Origin of the sequence: Mycobacterium sp. UM_11 (assembly GCF_001414075.1) — a bacterium.
GTDB lineage: Bacteria > Actinomycetota > Actinomycetes > Mycobacteriales > Mycobacteriaceae > Mycobacterium.
The window spans coordinates 1-14161 of sequence record NZ_LATC01000059.1 but is presented as its reverse complement, the minus strand read 5'-3'; the positions used below and the strand labels follow the sequence as shown (position 1 = coordinate 14161).

16 protein-coding genes are annotated in these 14161 nt (G+C 67.6%); 6 read left to right on the top strand and 10 right to left on the bottom strand.

The window, feature by feature from the left end; genetic code table 11:
* Positions 1-11 precede the first annotated feature (11 nt).
* From WU80_RS15715 to WU80_RS15705, 3 genes are all read right to left on the bottom strand, one after another.
* Complete coding sequence (locus tag WU80_RS15715; protein WP_055403687.1) at positions 12-242, bottom strand: ferredoxin family protein; 231 nt, start codon at positions 240-242, stop codon at positions 12-14.
* The gene (locus WU80_RS15710) at positions 239-973 is read right to left on the bottom strand and encodes a GntR family transcriptional regulator (protein WP_055403686.1); all 735 of its coding nucleotides are present in this window, start codon (positions 971-973) and stop codon (positions 239-241) included. The genes WU80_RS15715 and WU80_RS15710 overlap by 4 nt, the downstream gene beginning before the upstream one ends.
* 123 nt (positions 974-1096) lie before the next feature.
* Positions 1097-2335, bottom strand: coding sequence for an MFS transporter (locus WU80_RS15705; protein ID WP_082459881.1), 1239 nt, complete (start codon positions 2333-2335; stop codon positions 1097-1099).
* Positions 2336-2638: 303 nt separating this feature from the next.
* On the opposite strand from WU80_RS15705, the gene WU80_RS15700 reads away from it, so the two are divergent.
* The 3 genes from WU80_RS15700 (at position 2639) to WU80_RS15690 (ending at position 5499) form a co-directional block, all read left to right on the top strand.
* Positions 2639-3502, top strand: a complete 864-nt coding sequence (locus tag WU80_RS15700) for a hypothetical protein (RefSeq protein ID WP_055403685.1) — start codon at positions 2639-2641, stop codon at positions 3500-3502.
* Positions 3503-3510: 8 nt separating this feature from the next.
* On the top strand, positions 3511-4179 hold the full coding sequence (locus WU80_RS15695) for a response regulator transcription factor (protein ID WP_055403684.1): 669 nt from the start codon (positions 3511-3513) through the stop codon (positions 4177-4179).
* Positions 4180-4245: 66 nt separating this feature from the next.
* Entirely contained in the window at positions 4246-5499 is a 1254-nt protein-coding gene (locus WU80_RS15690; protein WP_055403683.1) for a hypothetical protein, read from the top strand.
* A gap of 14 nt (positions 5500-5513) precedes the next feature.
* Here WU80_RS15690 and WU80_RS15685 read toward each other — a convergent pair whose 3' ends face one another.
* A complete protein-coding gene (locus tag WU80_RS15685) occupies positions 5514-6887 on the bottom strand; it encodes an ATP-binding protein (RefSeq protein ID WP_231633832.1) in 1374 nt (457 codons plus the stop codon).
* Between the two features lie 98 nt (positions 6888-6985).
* On the opposite strand from WU80_RS15685, the gene WU80_RS15680 reads away from it, so the two are divergent.
* Both WU80_RS15680 and WU80_RS15675 read left to right on the top strand, forming a co-directional pair.
* Positions 6986-7339: a hypothetical protein gene (locus tag WU80_RS15680; protein WP_055405784.1), complete on the top strand. Its 354-nt coding sequence runs from the start codon at positions 6986-6988 to the stop codon at positions 7337-7339.
* Positions 7340-7491: 152 nt separating this feature from the next.
* On the top strand, positions 7492-7761 hold the full coding sequence (locus tag WU80_RS15675) for a hypothetical protein (protein ID WP_055403680.1): 270 nt from the start codon (positions 7492-7494) through the stop codon (positions 7759-7761).
* Position 7762: 1 nt separating this feature from the next.
* On the opposite strand, the gene WU80_RS15670 is transcribed toward WU80_RS15675, so the two are convergent.
* From WU80_RS15670 to WU80_RS15645, 6 genes are all read right to left on the bottom strand, one after another.
* On the bottom strand, positions 7763-10618 hold the full coding sequence (locus tag WU80_RS15670) for an aminotransferase class I/II-fold pyridoxal phosphate-dependent enzyme (RefSeq protein ID WP_055403679.1): 2856 nt from the start codon (positions 10616-10618) through the stop codon (positions 7763-7765).
* 77 nt (positions 10619-10695) lie between these two features.
* On the bottom strand, positions 10696-11094 hold the full coding sequence (locus tag WU80_RS15665) for a hypothetical protein (RefSeq protein WP_055403678.1): 399 nt from the start codon (positions 11092-11094) through the stop codon (positions 10696-10698).
* Complete coding sequence (gene nusB, locus WU80_RS15660; RefSeq protein WP_055403677.1) at positions 11091-11588, bottom strand: transcription antitermination factor NusB; 498 nt, start codon at positions 11586-11588, stop codon at positions 11091-11093. The genes WU80_RS15665 and nusB overlap by 4 nt, the downstream gene beginning before the upstream one ends.
* Positions 11585-12148, bottom strand: coding sequence for an elongation factor P (gene efp / locus WU80_RS15655; protein WP_007171952.1), 564 nt, complete (start codon positions 12146-12148; stop codon positions 11585-11587). The genes nusB and efp overlap by 4 nt, the downstream gene beginning before the upstream one ends.
* 104 nt (positions 12149-12252) lie before the next feature.
* Positions 12253-12507 (bottom strand): hypothetical protein, encoded by a 255-nt coding sequence (locus WU80_RS15650; RefSeq protein ID WP_055403676.1) that lies wholly within the window; start codon positions 12505-12507, stop codon positions 12253-12255.
* Between the two features lie 44 nt (positions 12508-12551).
* Positions 12552-13661 carry a Xaa-Pro peptidase family protein gene (locus tag WU80_RS15645; protein ID WP_055403675.1) on the bottom strand — a complete coding sequence of 370 codons (1110 nt, stop codon included), beginning with the start codon at positions 13659-13661 and terminating at the stop codon, positions 12552-12554.
* A gap of 33 nt (positions 13662-13694) precedes the next feature.
* On the opposite strand from WU80_RS15645, the gene WU80_RS15640 reads away from it, so the two are divergent.
* Positions 13695-14161 (top strand): B-4DMT family transporter (locus tag WU80_RS15640; protein WP_197285992.1); only part of this gene is annotated, 467 nt, incomplete at its 3' end.

Below are 14161 nucleotides of genomic sequence, written 5' to 3'. Positions count from 1 at the left end.
GGCTTCGGGTTTCAGCGGAGTAGATAGGGCATGTTGACGGTCACGGCGCCGGTCGGACAGCGGGCCGCGCACGGGCCGCAGTACCAGCACTCGTCGACGTGCATGTACGCCTTGCCGGTTTCGGGGTTGATGGCCAGCGCGTCGAGCGGACAGACCTCCACGCACAGGGTGCAGCCGTCGATACACAACGACTCGTCGATCGTCACCGGCACGTCGGCGCGAGTGTTGTTGACCAGCGTCATGTATCGCTCCTTATCAGGCTGCCGCGCATGGTGATTCGATCACCGCGCATGCGGATGTACTCCAAATCGACCGGCGTGCCGTCGGCGAGGCTGGTGAGCCGCTCCAGCATGAGCAGCGCCGCGCCGTCGGGCACCTGCAGGGTGGCCGCCGAATGCGCGTCGGCGGGGATGGCCTCTAAGGCCAGCGCCGCCGACCCCAGCCGCTGACCGCTGACCTGTTCGATGAGCGCGAACAGATCGTTGGTTTCCAGCGGGTGGTCCAGCACTCGGGCCCCGATGTCCGGGGTCAGGTAGGTCAGGTCGAGGCTGAGCGGCAGATCGCCGAGGTATCGCAAGCGTTCGATGAACACCGCCTGCTCGCCGGCTTGCAGCCGCAACCGGCGGGCCACCGACGGCGGCGCGGTGACGGCCATCGCGGCGCGCACCTCGTTGCGCACCTCGCCGAGGTTCTTGAACGTCTCCTTCAACCCCAGCAGCGTGTCCAGGCCGTGGTCGTACTTGCGCTGGGCGACGTGCGTGCCAACCTTGGGTCCGCGGTCGATCAGGCCCTCGTGCTTCAGCACCGCGAGCGCCTCACGAATCGTGTTGCGCGACACCAGGAATTCGGCCGCCAACTCGTGTTCGGCCGGTAGGCCGCCGGGATAGGCGTCGGCGTGGATCTGCTGGCGCAACACGTCGGCCACCCGCCGGGCGCGGTCGGCCCGTGGTCCGCTGCTGATCGGTTGCGCCACGCGGCCACGCTAACGCAGCTCACGGGCGGTTTTTGGGTGCCCGAGAACGAACCGCCGCGCCGGCCGCGCGCATTGCGCCGGGGCGTATTCGATGACGACCAGCGCAAACAACGACCGTCTGCGCTATTGCGCCACCTCGGACACGACGCCGTCTTTCCAATCCCCGTGAGCGGAACGGTCCTCGGGCTCATGGGGCGCCCCCATTCGATGCCCGAACTCAAGCGGCACCAGCGACACGGCCGCCAACGGGAACAGCGCGCAAAGCGCCCATGCGGCCGGGTATTCGGCGGCCGTGATCAGTGCACCGAAGACCGGGGGCGCGGCGGCGGCCGTCAACCGCTGGGTGGTGTTCTGCAGCCCCAACGCCCGGCCGCTCCAGAACGGCCCGGCGTACTCGGTGATGGCGGTGGCCTCCAGTCCGTTGTCGAGCACCGCGATCACCGAGATCGCGACCATGAGCAACACGTCGTAGCCCGAACCCGTGTTGTCGGTGAGGGCAAGCAGGAACAGGGCCAGCGCGGCGCCGATGGCGATGGTGCGGACCGGTCGCATCCGCGAGCCGACGCGATCCGACCAGCGCCCGACCGCGATCCGCCCCGCCGCGCCCAGCAGTTGGCACAGGGTGACGAGCCCACCGGCGGCCGCGACCGACCAGCCATGGCGATTCATCAGCCAGACGAGCATGAACGTCACGGTCAGCGACTGCGGCACCATCAGCAGGGCGCTCACCGCGTGGATCCGCCACAGCACCGACGATCCGCGATAGGGGCTGGCCAGTTCCGCGCCGGTGGCCAGCCCGCGCGGTTTGCGCGGCGGATCGGCGATCCCCAGCACGCTGGCCACCGCGGCCACGGTGCACATGAGCGCCAGGAACATCAGCCCGCGACGGGGGCCGCGCTCGGCCAGCTCCGGAATCACCAGCGCGCCAAGGGCGATGCCCAACGGTTGTGCGGTCTGGCGGATGCCCATCGCCAGGCCCCGCTGATGCGACGGGAACCATGCGGACACCAGCCGCCCGCCGGCGGTGTTGCAGCTGGCCGCCGCCATTCCGCCGAGAAAGAGAAAGACGCCGATTTCCGTTATCGACTGGGCGGACGCCGCGGCATAGGCCGCCGCCGCCGTGAGGGCCGAACCGGCGGTCAGCACCACCCGCTCACCGACGCGGTCCAACACCCAGCCCCAAAGCACGAGCGTTACGACCATGCCCCAGCTCGGCATCGATGCCAGCAGGCCGGCTTCGATCAACGTGATGCCGCTGCGCGCCTGCAGCGAAGGGATCAGGAACGCAACGCCATTGATGAAGAGGAACGACGACGCCGTCACACCCAGCGAGACGGCCATGATTGACCAGCGCGCACCCATCTAGCAATGTTGCCATTACGTTCGACGGACGCCGGCCGTCGCAGCGCCGAAACTTATTGTACGTTAAGGTAATTCATAATCGATCATTATGATGAGACTCGAAATCGCTGTCGCAATCTGTGCGAAACATGTTGAGCGCCTTATAGTTTGGGATCACGAGAAAGGTCCACGTCATGTTTCGTCCACGCTGGTGGCCACGCCGAAACTCATAGGCTACGCATAGCCATTCCGATCGATCTCAGCGATTTCTCAGCGTGGGTGCCATAGACATATACGACAACCACACCGGAAGATCACAACGTGATGAATGACGCGACAAAACAAGCATTGACGAAAGTTCCCGCGGTCACCCTGGGCTTTTGGGTGATCAAGGTCTTGGCGACGACGCTGGGCGAGACGGGTGGCGACGCCCTTACGATGACCGTCTTCCACGCTGATACGCACAAGAATTGGGGGTATCTGATTGGCACCGCGCTCTTCGGCGTCACGCTGATAGCGCTGGTCGTCGCGCAGATCCTCGCCAAGCGTTTCCACGCGAGCCTGTACTGGGCCACGATCGTGGCCTCGACGACGTTCGGCACCGCGATGGCCGATTTCGCCGACCGATCGCTGGGGATCGGCTATACGGGCGGATCGCTGCTGCTGTTGTGTCTCCTTTTGGCCACCTTGGGGCTGTGGCGCTGGACGCAGGGAACGGTGTCGGTGAGCACCGTGTCCACCCCGAAGGTCGAGGCGTTCTACTGGGCCACCATCACGTTCTCGCAGACGCTGGGCACCGCGCTCGGCGATTGGCTCGCCGATACCCGGGACTTCGGCTACGAACGCGGCGCGCTGGTATTCGCGGCGGGCCTTGCCGTGGTCGCAGGCCTCTACTTCTGGACCGATGTGTCGCGGGTAGCACTGTTCTGGGTCGCATTCATCCTGACGCGGCCGCTGGGGGCAACTCTGGGCGACTTCCTCGACAAGCCGGTCGAGCACGGCGGACTGGCGTTGAGCCGTCCGTTGGCCTCGGCGGTTATTGCGGTCATCATCGTGACCTTGATCATCGTCCTGCCGCAACGCCCCGGAGTACACCCCGGTCACGTTGACGAGAAAGCGGCAGAAGCCCGATCACCCGGCACCGACGCGAAGCGGCCGGCCGGAGACAGCGGCAACCCGCACTCATAGCATTCGATATGCGAGTGCTGCTTGTCGAAGACGAGCCACGACTCTCCGCGACGCTGTCGATGGGGCTACGGGCCGAGGGATTCGTCGTGGTGACGGTCGGCAACGGCGTTGAGGGACTACATGAGGCCACCACGAGCGGCTTCGACGTCGTGGTGCTCGACATCATGCTTCCGGGCCACAGCGGATATGAGGTGTTGCGTCAAATGCGGGCCCGGAATGTCTGGACGCCGGTGCTCATGCTGACTGCCAAGGACGGCGAGTACGACGAGACCGATGCGTTCGATTTGGGGGCGGATGACTATCTCACGAAACCGTTTTCGTTTCGGGTGCTCATCGCCCGCCTACGCGCCCTGGTGCGTCGTGGCGCGCCCGAGCGACCGGTGGTGTTGAGTGCGGGGTCGCTGTCATTGGACCCAGCCCGTCACACAGTCGAGCGCGATTCGACACCGATCGCGCTTACCCCTCGCGAGTACGGGGTGCTGGAGTTCCTCATGCGCAACAAGGGCATGGTGGTGACGAAGGCAGAGATCTTGCGCAACGTGTGGGACGCGAACCACGAGGGTCCCGACAACGTCGTCGAGGTTTATGTGGGATACGTGCGCCGCAAGATCGATGTTCCCTTCGGTACCAACACCATTGAGACTCTCCGGGGAGTCGGCTACCGGTTATTGGGCTGAGCCCGGACCGCGCCGCCTCAAGGCTTCTCAGCGCCGTCTCAGCGAAAGCCTTGTACGGTCTGCGGCGTGACTGAGGCAATCAGATCTGGGCAGCGTGAAACGCGGCTGGCGCTGAGCAAAGTGCCCGCGGTGACGGTGTGGTTCTGGATCATCAAAATCCTTTGCACCACCGTCGGCGAGAGCTTCGCGGACTGGATCAACGTCACGATGGGCGTGGGCCTGCATAGGACCGCGCTGACCTTCACAGTGGTGCTTGCCGCGGTCATGGCGTGGCAATTGCGACTGAACCGTTATGTGCCGTTGGTGTATTGGCTGTGCGTTGTCGTCTTCAGCGTCACCGGGACCCTCTACACCGACATCCTCACCGATGATCTGCACATTCCTCTCGCGGTGAGCACGAGCGCGTTCGCGGTCGCTTTGGCCGTCGTGTTCGGTGTGTGGTTCAGGCGGGAGCGCACCCTGTCGATCCACAGCATCGTCACCCTGCGCAGGGAGCTGTTCTACTGGCTCGCCGTGCTCGTCACTTTCGCGCTGGGCACCGCGGCCGGCGATTGGACGCTACAGCTCACCGGCTGGGGCCCGGGGATCTCGGTACTGCTGCCGGCCGGGCTGATCGCGGCCATCGTGATCGGGTGGCGGATGGGCGCCAACGCCGTGCTTTCCTTCTGGCTTGCCTACATCTTGACCCGGCCGCTCGGCGCGAATCTCGGTGACTGGCTCGCCTCCCCGCGCGCCGCTCATGGCCTCGGACTCGGGACCGCCGCAACCAGCGCGATCTTCCTGATCGCGATCCTGGCCACGGTCGGCTACCTGACCGGCACCCGCTCCGACGTGATGGAACAGCACGGCAGGGGCCGCACGTCGGTCGCCCCAACGAACCCCGCACGCGAACGGATCATGCTCGGCTATTACGTCGTCGTCGCCGCGGCGGCGGTCGCACTTGTCTTCTTTTCGGCCGCCCTTCCGCATTCCGTCGCGGCGGGCGAGGAGGAGGCCGGCGCGCCGGCACCACCCGTCGCGGTTGCCCCAGGCCAGCTCACCGCCCACTTCCCGCCGGCCGAGACCGCGAAGTTCCGAGCCATCGTCCAGGCCACGCTCGAAAGGGTGCGGGCCGGCGATCTAAGCGGCGCCAAGGCCCGCATCACCGACCTCGAACGCGGCTGGGACGACGACGAGTCCTCCCTGCGGCCGATGGACCCTACCGCCTGGAAGGCGATCGACGGCCAGATCGACGCCGCCCTGAAGGCGGTGCGGGCACGCCATCCCGACCCCACGGCGGAGACCCAGTCTCTGAACGCTTTGCTCACCGCCCTCGGCTGAGATAGCTACCCACGCTATGGGTCCGCATTCGAAGGGAATGTCACGATCACCGTGGTCCCGCCGCCCTGGCGGTCGTCGATCGTGACGGCTCCGCCGTGCGCGGCGACGACCTCGGCGACGATCGCCAGCCCGAGGCCGGTACCCCCGCCGCTGCGGGAGCGGTCCGAATCCAGACGCACGAAGCGTTCGAAGACCCGGACCCGTTCGACGGCAGGTATGCCCGGGCCGTCGTCACTTACGGTGAGCACGGCGGTACCGTCCCGGCACCCGACATGCACGCCGACGCGTGACTTTGCATGGCGGACAGCGTTATCCAAGATGTTGCGGACAACCCGCGACACAGCCGCCGCGTCACCGGTCAAATGCGCCGGGGCGATGTCGGTGTCAATGGTGCATCCTGAGTCGTCGCGCCGCACGCGTGCCACCTCGACCTCGGCGAGGTCGCCAAGGAATACCTGCTCTTTGCGCAACGTCAGACTTCGCTCATCGGCGCGCGCCAGAAGAAGCAAATCTTCAATCAGCGCATGCATGCGGTGCGCCTCGGGCAGCAGGGTGTCGATCGCAAACTCCGCATCCAGCAGCTCGGGATGAACCTCGGCAACTTCCAACCCGGAGATGATGGTGGCCAGCGGGCTGCGCAGTTCATGGGAGGCATCGGCAACGAAGCGTTGTTGCGCGCGGTGGCCTTGTTCGATGCGGGCCAGCATTTCGTTCATTGTGACCGCGAGGGCCGAAATCGCGTCACGGCCGGCCGGTACGGGCACCCGCTCCGCCAAGTCAGACGTGGAGATTTCAGCCACCCGGCTGCGGATCGCATCCACGGATTGCAGTGACCGGCGGACGAGCCAGTAGCTCGCGGCTGCCGCCACCGCGATGATGATCGGTGCGCCGCCGCCCAACAGCAGCGCGACGGTCCGCGCCGTCGCCTCGACCCCTTCGCTGCCGCCGCCGACCAGGACCGTGTAATCGCCGTACCGAGTTGCGACCCGTTGACCGCTTAGACGCATGTCGTCCCCTGGGACCGCGTCGTCAGGCATCCCGCGACGCAGGTCGGGGCCGAACTCGGTGATGGCGACCAATGGTCTTTCGGGGGCGGACCCCGACCGCCGTATCACCTTGCCGTCCGGGCCGATCAATTGGACCGCGACCACGCGCTGGTCGGTCGAGAAAAGGTCGTTTTCCAGGCCGTCGATAGGCTCGGACTGCAGCGACTCCGCGATATTGCGAACCCTGCTGCTGGCGGCGTCGTCCACACCGGCCAACAACGACCGGTACAGAATCGCCTCGAGGCCCGCGCCGGCAAGAGCAAGCGCAACCAACACGACGACCGCGGATACCGCGGCCGAGCGGGCGGAGATACCCAGGTTCAAGACGGCAGATGCCCGCACGCATTCGATTCTGCAGGTCCGCGGATGGGCCGGGAAACACCGCAGCTCGGCGGGCTTCTCAGCGGCCTCTCAGCGACCCGCTCGTAGGTTGGCGACCGATGAACGTCAAAGAATTGCGCCGGGCGCTCGCCCATCTTCCGGGCGAAATGCCAATTGCCATCGAGGATTCCCATATGGGCTGGATGGAGAACACCTCGCTCTACGTCGCACCTGCGCACGTTGACCGGCGCGTCTCCGGCAACTATCTCTACGCGTGGCATCGGGATGACGCCGCCAACTGTTACGCCCTGCTTATCAGCAGCCTTCACCAATCCGACGGGCGCGTCGTCGATATCACTCCCGAGCCCGCCCGACCGGAAGCGATGGACGCAGACGATGCGGTCCATCAGACGACGCGCAGGGCAGCGCGGCGCAGCGATGGAGTCGCTCGCAGCAGAGGCCGCCACGCATGACGTCGCGGCGCTGGGGCGCGGGCGGTCTGCCCCTGAGCCGCCCGCTCGCGTCCACGGCCCGGACGTCATCCCGGTGCCGCCCCGGAAGAAGCCTGACGAGAAGGCCCCGCTCTCAGCCGGTTCCCAGCGACCCGCCCTACGCTGAAGTTGTCATGTCTGATACCGAACGCCCCGCGCGTCGTCAGAACGGCGCGCTCACCCCACTGCTGATTTTCGCCGCCACGGTCCTCGGTTCCGCCCTACTGGCGGCCGCGCCGGCCAACGCCGATCCCAGCCCGTTCAACACCCTCAATTGCACCTGCCCCACGAGCGCTCCGGCCGGCAGCCCGGCCCGGCACGACGCGATCGCGCGCGGGCTCCTGCGAGGGGAGCTCGGCTGGCCGGCGCAGCCCACGTCGGATCCGGGCCGGCAGGCCGGCTAACTCAGGCGTCCTCGCTGACGACCTGCGCGGCGCCGTCGCCGTTGAGCGCCCCGTTCAGCCCGGAGGCGTCCGAGGGCAGCTCGAAGGAATGAAACGCCGAACCCACCGCGGCCAACGCCGCGTTGCGCTGGGCCTCCATCCGCGCCAGCGCGGCCTCGGTGAACACCGACAACCCGAGGTCGGGGTTGTAACCGTGGATCTCTTTGACGTCGAGCTGGGCCAGGAAGTAGATGATCTCCTTGGAGACCACCTGCCCGGGAACCAGCACCGGGAACCCCGGCGGGTAGGGCACCACGAACGTGGTGGACACCAGCGTCTTACCCTCCGCCAGCCGTCGCCCCGCCATGCCGATCAGGACGTGCTCGCGGTCGGACTCCTCGTATCCGGCGTAGAAGGCCGACCGCATGTCGCCGAACATGCACGCGTCGACGGGCCGGAAGGCCATGTCGAACTCGCTGAAGTCGGGCAGGTGCGGCAGGTCCTGGGTGATCTCCTCGACGTGCCGCTCCTGCAGCGCCCGGTCGGCGACGCTGGCCGCCTTCTCGACGCGATCGAAATCGATTGCCACCCTGCGTAACACGTCGAGCAGATAGTGCACGCTCGACCACGTGACCCCGATGGTGAAGATCAACAGCACGCTGTTGATCGACGTCTTGTTGATCTGGATGCCGAATCGCTCCATCAGGATCTTCTCGCGGAAGTCGTAGCCGTTCATCCCGGTCTTGCCGACGAACAGGGTCACCCGGGTCGCGTCCAGCACGAACTGATCCGACCGCCACGCCTCGTTCCACTCGGCCAGCGCACCCTGCCGAACCTCCCGGTACGAACTCACCGACGACGCCCGGAACTCCTCGGGCACCAGGTCGGACTCGTCGAGGATACGAAACCACTTGCTGATCAACCGGTCTCGGCGCACCCGGTGCCGGAATACCAGCGCCATGTCGTAGGTCTGCCGGACCAGCTGGAAGCCCTCGATGTCGACCTGACGGCGCGCCAGGTCCAGCGAGGCCAGCAGCTGCTGGTTGGGCGAGGTCGAGGTGTGGGTCAAAAACGCCTCACCGAACGCGTCGCGCGTCAGCGCGTTGAAATCCTGGTCGCGGATGTGGATCATCGACGCCTGCCGAAGCGCCGACAGCGACTTGTGCGTCGAGTGCGTCGCGTAAACGCGGACCCGCGCCTTGGCGGGGTCGGGCAACAGCGGGCGTTCCACCCACTCCGACCGGTCGACGCCTTCCATCTCCGCCGCCCAAACCCGATGCTCCGCAGCGTATTCCGGCGACGCCAGCATCTGCTCGAGGCGCTCGGCCGCCACCATCGCGGTCCGCTGCCGGGCCCACGGCACGGCCGTGGCGAACGCGTACCAGGCCTCGTCCCACAAGAAGACGATGTCCGGCTTGATCGCCAGCACCTCCTTCATGACCTGCAACGGGTTGTAGACCACGCCGTCGAAGGTGCAGTTGGTCAGCAGCAGCATCCGCACCCGGGACAACTGACCGGCGGCCTCGAGATCCAGCAGCGTCTGCTTGATCGTTCGCAACGACACCGCCCCGTAGATGGCGAACTGCGGCAACGGATACGCGTCGAGGTACAGCGGGTAGGCGCCTGCCAGCACCAGCCCGTAGTGGTGCGACTTGTGGCAGTTGCGGTCGATCAGCACGATGTCGCCCGGCCTGGTCAGGGACTGGACGACGATCTTGTTGGCGGTCGAGGTGCCGTTGGTGACGAAATACGTGTGGTCGGAATTCCACGTGTGCGCGGCCTTGTCCATCGCCTTCTTGATGTTGCCGTGCGGGTCGAGCAACGAGTCCAGGCCGCCGGAGGTGGTCGAGGTCTCGGCCATGAAGATGTTGCGGCCGTAGAACTCGCCCATGTCCTGCAACGACTTCGAGTTGAAGATGCTGGCACCACGCGCGACGGGCAGCGCGTGGAACTGGCCCACCGGCGCCGCCGCGTACGCGCGCAGCGCATCGAAAAACGGTGTGGCGTAACGGTTCCGCAGTCCGGCAAGCACCGTGCTGTGCAAGTCGGTGACGTCGTTGAGCCGGTAGAACGTCCGGTCGTAGACGTCGGGCTCGGTGTCGTCGCCCGCCGCGATCGACTCGTCGGTGAGCAGGTACAGGTCGATGTGGGGCCGCAGCTCGCGGATCCACTCGCCGCACTCCACCCAGTCGTTGGCGTGGTCGGGAATGGCGCCGCCCTCCGCGGCCTCGTTGGGCCCGAGCAACGTGTTCATCAGCGGCAGCCGGTCGCGGGACCGCAGCGGCAGGTCGTCGCGGATGATCGCGGCCTGGATCTCGCCGTTCAGCGCGACCGCGGTGATGGCGTCTTCGACGCTGGGCACCACCAGGATTTCGAACTGCACGTCGTCGGACGCGTTACGCAGGGCCCGCAGGCACTCGGCCAGGCAGTCGGGCGCCGTCGCAGGCGCGTCGTCGGCGAGCAACACGGTGTAGAACTGCTGCTGTTTGGCCTGGGCCACCAGCTCCTGGTCGCCCAGCGGTGCCGAGGTGTCGAAAAGCCCTGCGCGGTCGCCGTATTCGCTCAGCAGCCGCACCGCCATGGATACCTCTTCGGTGAGCCGCACCGTGGAGAGGCTCTCGAGGTGCGCCCGGAAGCTCGCCAGGTTCGCCGCGCCGGGATACAGCCAGTACCGCTCGTAGGCCGCGATGCGGTCCATCAGCCGCTTGACCCGGGCCACGTCGTGCGTCTTGTCGAGCCCGGCCAGGTCGACCTCGGCGAGGTGACGGCACGCGTCGTCGAGCAGGTTCCAGGTGTCGACGCGGGCGTAGGACGGGTTGGCCACCGCCGCCAGCGCGGAGACCCGGAGGCGTCGCGGCTGGGTGGTGTATCGAGTCATATCTCACCTGTTCTTCTGGGCGACTTGTATTCTCACCCCGCCGCACCGCACGCGTCATCGTTTCGCGTGAGGTCCCCTCAGCTGTTCAACTCGTCGTCATCCTCGTCGGCGTCCACGACGCGCCGGTTGCCGCGCGTGGTTTCCACCCAGCGCAGCACCGGAAGCTCCCAGCGGCGGGCCGGCAGCTCGGTCACGTCGGACAGCGACCGCACCACGGATTGCGTCAGGCCCATCAGCGCGGCCATCACCGGCAGCAGCGGCTGCAGCGGCTTGGCGGCGGTGCGGACCGTGCTGATGCGGCGGGCCACGATCAGCCGTTCGACGCAGTGGTACAGCCAGGCGCCCACGGCCAGCGCGTAAATCGACAGTGCCGACGCGACGATCGCCCACCCGAATGCGGCGCACACGACGGCACCCAACACCACCGTCGCGGCCAGCAACCCCGCGACGACGGCGCGCAGCTCCAGCCGGGTCACGCCTGGTGTTCCTCGTTCTCCGGCGGGGCGGCGGCGCGGACGCGGACCGCCGCGGCGGCCGCCCGGATCTGCGGCGTCACCAGCATGACCTGGCCCAAGACGCCGTTGACGAAGGCCGGTGAGTCGTCGGTGGACAGCTCCTTGGCCAGCTGGACGGCCTCGTCCACGGCGACCGGCTCGGGGACGTCGTCGGCGTAGAGCAGCTCCCACACCGCGACGCGCAGGATGGCGCGGTCGACGGCGGGCAGCCGGTCCAGCGTCCAGCCCTGCAGGTGCGAGCTGATCAGTTCGTCGATGTGGGCGGCGTGCTCGCCGACCCCCCGCGCCGCCGCGACCGTGTACGGCTGCAGCGGCGCCACATCCGGGTTGGCCGCGGCCAGCGTTGCGCGCCCGTCGACGACCTCGGCCGGGCTCAACCCGCGGGCCTCGGCCTCGAACAACAGGTCAACGGCACGCTTGCGGGCCTGATGGCGCCCCCTGACGGGCCTGCTCACGCGTTGACGCGCCCCAAGTAGCTGCCGTCGCGCGTGTCCACCTTCAGCTTGTCGCCGGTGTTGATGAACAGCGGCACCTGGATCTCGGCCCCGGTTTCCACGGTGGCGGGCTTGGTGCCGGCGCTGGACCGGTCGCCCTGCAGACCCGGCTCGGTGTGGGTGACCTCCATCTCGACCGACACCGGCAGTTCGATGTACAGGGGTGCCCCGTTGTGGAACGCCACCTGCACCGGCAGGCCCTCGAGCAGGAAGCGGGCGGCGTCGCCGACCAGCGACTCGGGCAGCGGGTGCTGCTCGTAGTCCTGGCTGTCCATGAACACGAAGTCCGACCCGTCGCGGTAGAGGTAGGTGGTGTCGCGCCGGTCGACGGTGGCCGTCTCCACCTTCACGCCGGCGTTGTACGTCTTGTCGACGACCTTGCCGGAGAGCACGTTCTTCAGCTTGGTGCGCACGAAGGCCGGGCCCTTGCCGGGTTTGACGTGCTGGAACTCGACGATCTGCCAGAGCTGGCCGTCGATCACCAACACCAGTCCGTTCTTGAAATCGGCGGTGCTTGCCACGGTTCGGTGTATCTCCTAGAGGAATGGACGGTCGTTCGCCGACCGCCCGCAATTTGTCCGTCAGTCTAGAGCGCGGCGCGACCCGGCCCAGCGCGTCGGGGGACCTAGGACCGGCGGGACGCCGGCCGGTCCGTGCCCTGTTCCGGGCGGCCGTCGGCGGCCTCGCCGGCCGGGGGCAGCCGGTTGATCATCGTCAGGAAGGGGACGTTCAGCTTGGCCCCGCCGGAGAACGGCACCGGGACCGCGAAGTAGACGATCTGAAGCTCCAGCCGCAGCTCCCGCAGGGGCTGGGCGTGCAGTTCCCACCGAAAATCCCGCAGGCGCGCCAGGCCGCGTTCGATTGGTTCCACCCCATTCACGCACCCGACTGTACCCTCGGCGGCGCGCCGCCGATCGGCGCGGCCTAGCTCAGAACCGCCAGCTCCTTGGGGAACCTGGTCAGCAGTTCGGGTGTCCGTCCGCGCTTCTCGTCGGGCACGACCAGGGTGTCCTCGATGCGGACGCCGCCGCGGCCCGGCAGGTAGACGCCGGGTTCGACGGTCACCACCGAACCCGCCAGCAAGGTGCCGGTGGAGGTGGCGCCGATTCCCGGCGCCTCGTGGATCTGCAACCCCACGCCGTGCCCCAGGCCGTGGCCGAACTGCTCGCCGTAGCCCGCATCGACGATCAACTGCCGCGCCGCGCCGTCGACGTCGCGCAGGCTCGCACCCGGGGTCAGCGCCTCACGGCCGGCCCGCTGCGCGTCGGCGACCAGCTGGTAGATCTCCAGCTGCCAGTCGGCGGCCTTGCCGAGCACGAAGGTGCGGGTCATGTCGGAGTGGTAGCCGGCCACCAGCGCGCCGAAGTCGATCTTGACGAAATCGCCGGTGGCCAGCGCCGCGTCGGTGGGCCGGTGGTGCGGGATCGCCGAATTGGGCCCGGCGGCCACGATGGTCTCGAACGAGATCGCGTCGGCGCCGTGGTCGAGCATCAGCGCCTCCAGCTCCCGGCTCACCTCGCGTTCGGTTCGCCCGGGCCGCAGCCCCCCACGCTCCACCAGGTCGGCGAGCGCGGCGTCGGCGGCCTCGCAGGCCAGCCGCAGCAGCGCCACCTCGCCGTCGTCCTTGACCTCACGCAGCGCCTCGACGGTTCCGGCGGCCCGCACCAGCTCGGTGGCGGCCTTGCGCTCGCCCAGTTCGCCGGTCAGGACGTCGAAGGCGTCGACGGTGACCACGTTGCTTTCGAAGCCCAGCCTGCCCACGCCCGCCTCGGCGGCCCGGCCGACCAGATGGCGCCCGAGGGCGCGTTCGATGGCGATCTCGAGGCCGGGCGCCTGTTCCGCCGCCTGGGTGCGGTACCGGCCGTCGGTGGCCAGCACGGGGCCGCGATCGTCGGCGAACACCAGCAACGCGCCGTTCGAGCCGGTGAAACCGCAGAGGTAGCGCACGTTGTTCAGGTCGCTGACCAGCATCGCGTCCAGTCCGCTGGCACTGATTTGCGCTTTCAGGTTGTCCCGACGCTGAGAATGTGTCACGACCCTTGACGGTACTCGCTACGCTGATTGCCCATGAGGAGCTGGATGGTGCGCGGATTGGTCTACGCCGCCGTGATGATCGTCGTCCGTTTGTTGCAGGGGGCGCTCATCAACGCGTGGCAGACGCAGGCAGGACTTTTCAGCGTGGTGCTGCTGCTGTTGTTCGTCATCGCCGTGGCCGTGTGGGGGGTGTTCGACGGCCGGGCCGACGCGATCGCCAACCCGGACCCCGACCGCCGCGGGGACCTGGCGATGACCTGGTTGCTGGCCGGGCTGGTGGCGGGCGTCCTGTCCGGCGCCGTCTGCTGGCTCATCGCGCTGGTGTACAACGGGCTCTACACCGGTGGGCTGATCAACGAGGTGACCACGTTCGCCGCGTTCACCGCGCTGTGCGTGTTCCTGCCCGGGATCATCGGCGTGACCATCGGCCGTTGGCGGGTCGACCGCAATCCCCCGCCCCGGCGGCAGGGAACCGACGAGGAGCTGTCTCTTATACACAT

Bases quoted from the DNA above. Each gene is read 5' to 3' on its own strand.
- WU80_RS15715 (WP_055403687.1), bottom strand. From the start codon at position 242: ATGACGCTGGTCAACAACACTCGCGCCGACGTGCCGGTGACGATCGAC.
- WU80_RS15705 (WP_082459881.1), bottom strand. From the start codon at position 2,335: ATGGGTGCGCGCTGGTCAATCATGGCCGTCTCGCTGGGTGTGACGGCG.
- WU80_RS15700 (WP_055403685.1), top strand. From the start codon at position 2,639: ATGAATGACGCGACAAAACAAGCATTGACGAAAGTTCCCGCGGTCACC.
- WU80_RS15695 (WP_055403684.1), top strand. From the start codon at position 3,511: ATGCGAGTGCTGCTTGTCGAAGACGAGCCACGACTCTCCGCGACGCTG.
- WU80_RS15680 (WP_055405784.1), top strand. From the start codon at position 6,986: ATGAACGTCAAAGAATTGCGCCGGGCGCTCGCCCATCTTCCGGGCGAA.
- WU80_RS15675 (WP_055403680.1), top strand. From the start codon at position 7,492: ATGTCTGATACCGAACGCCCCGCGCGTCGTCAGAACGGCGCGCTCACC.
- WU80_RS15670 (WP_055403679.1), bottom strand. From the start codon at position 10,618: ATGACTCGATACACCACCCAGCCGCGACGCCTCCGGGTCTCCGCGCTG.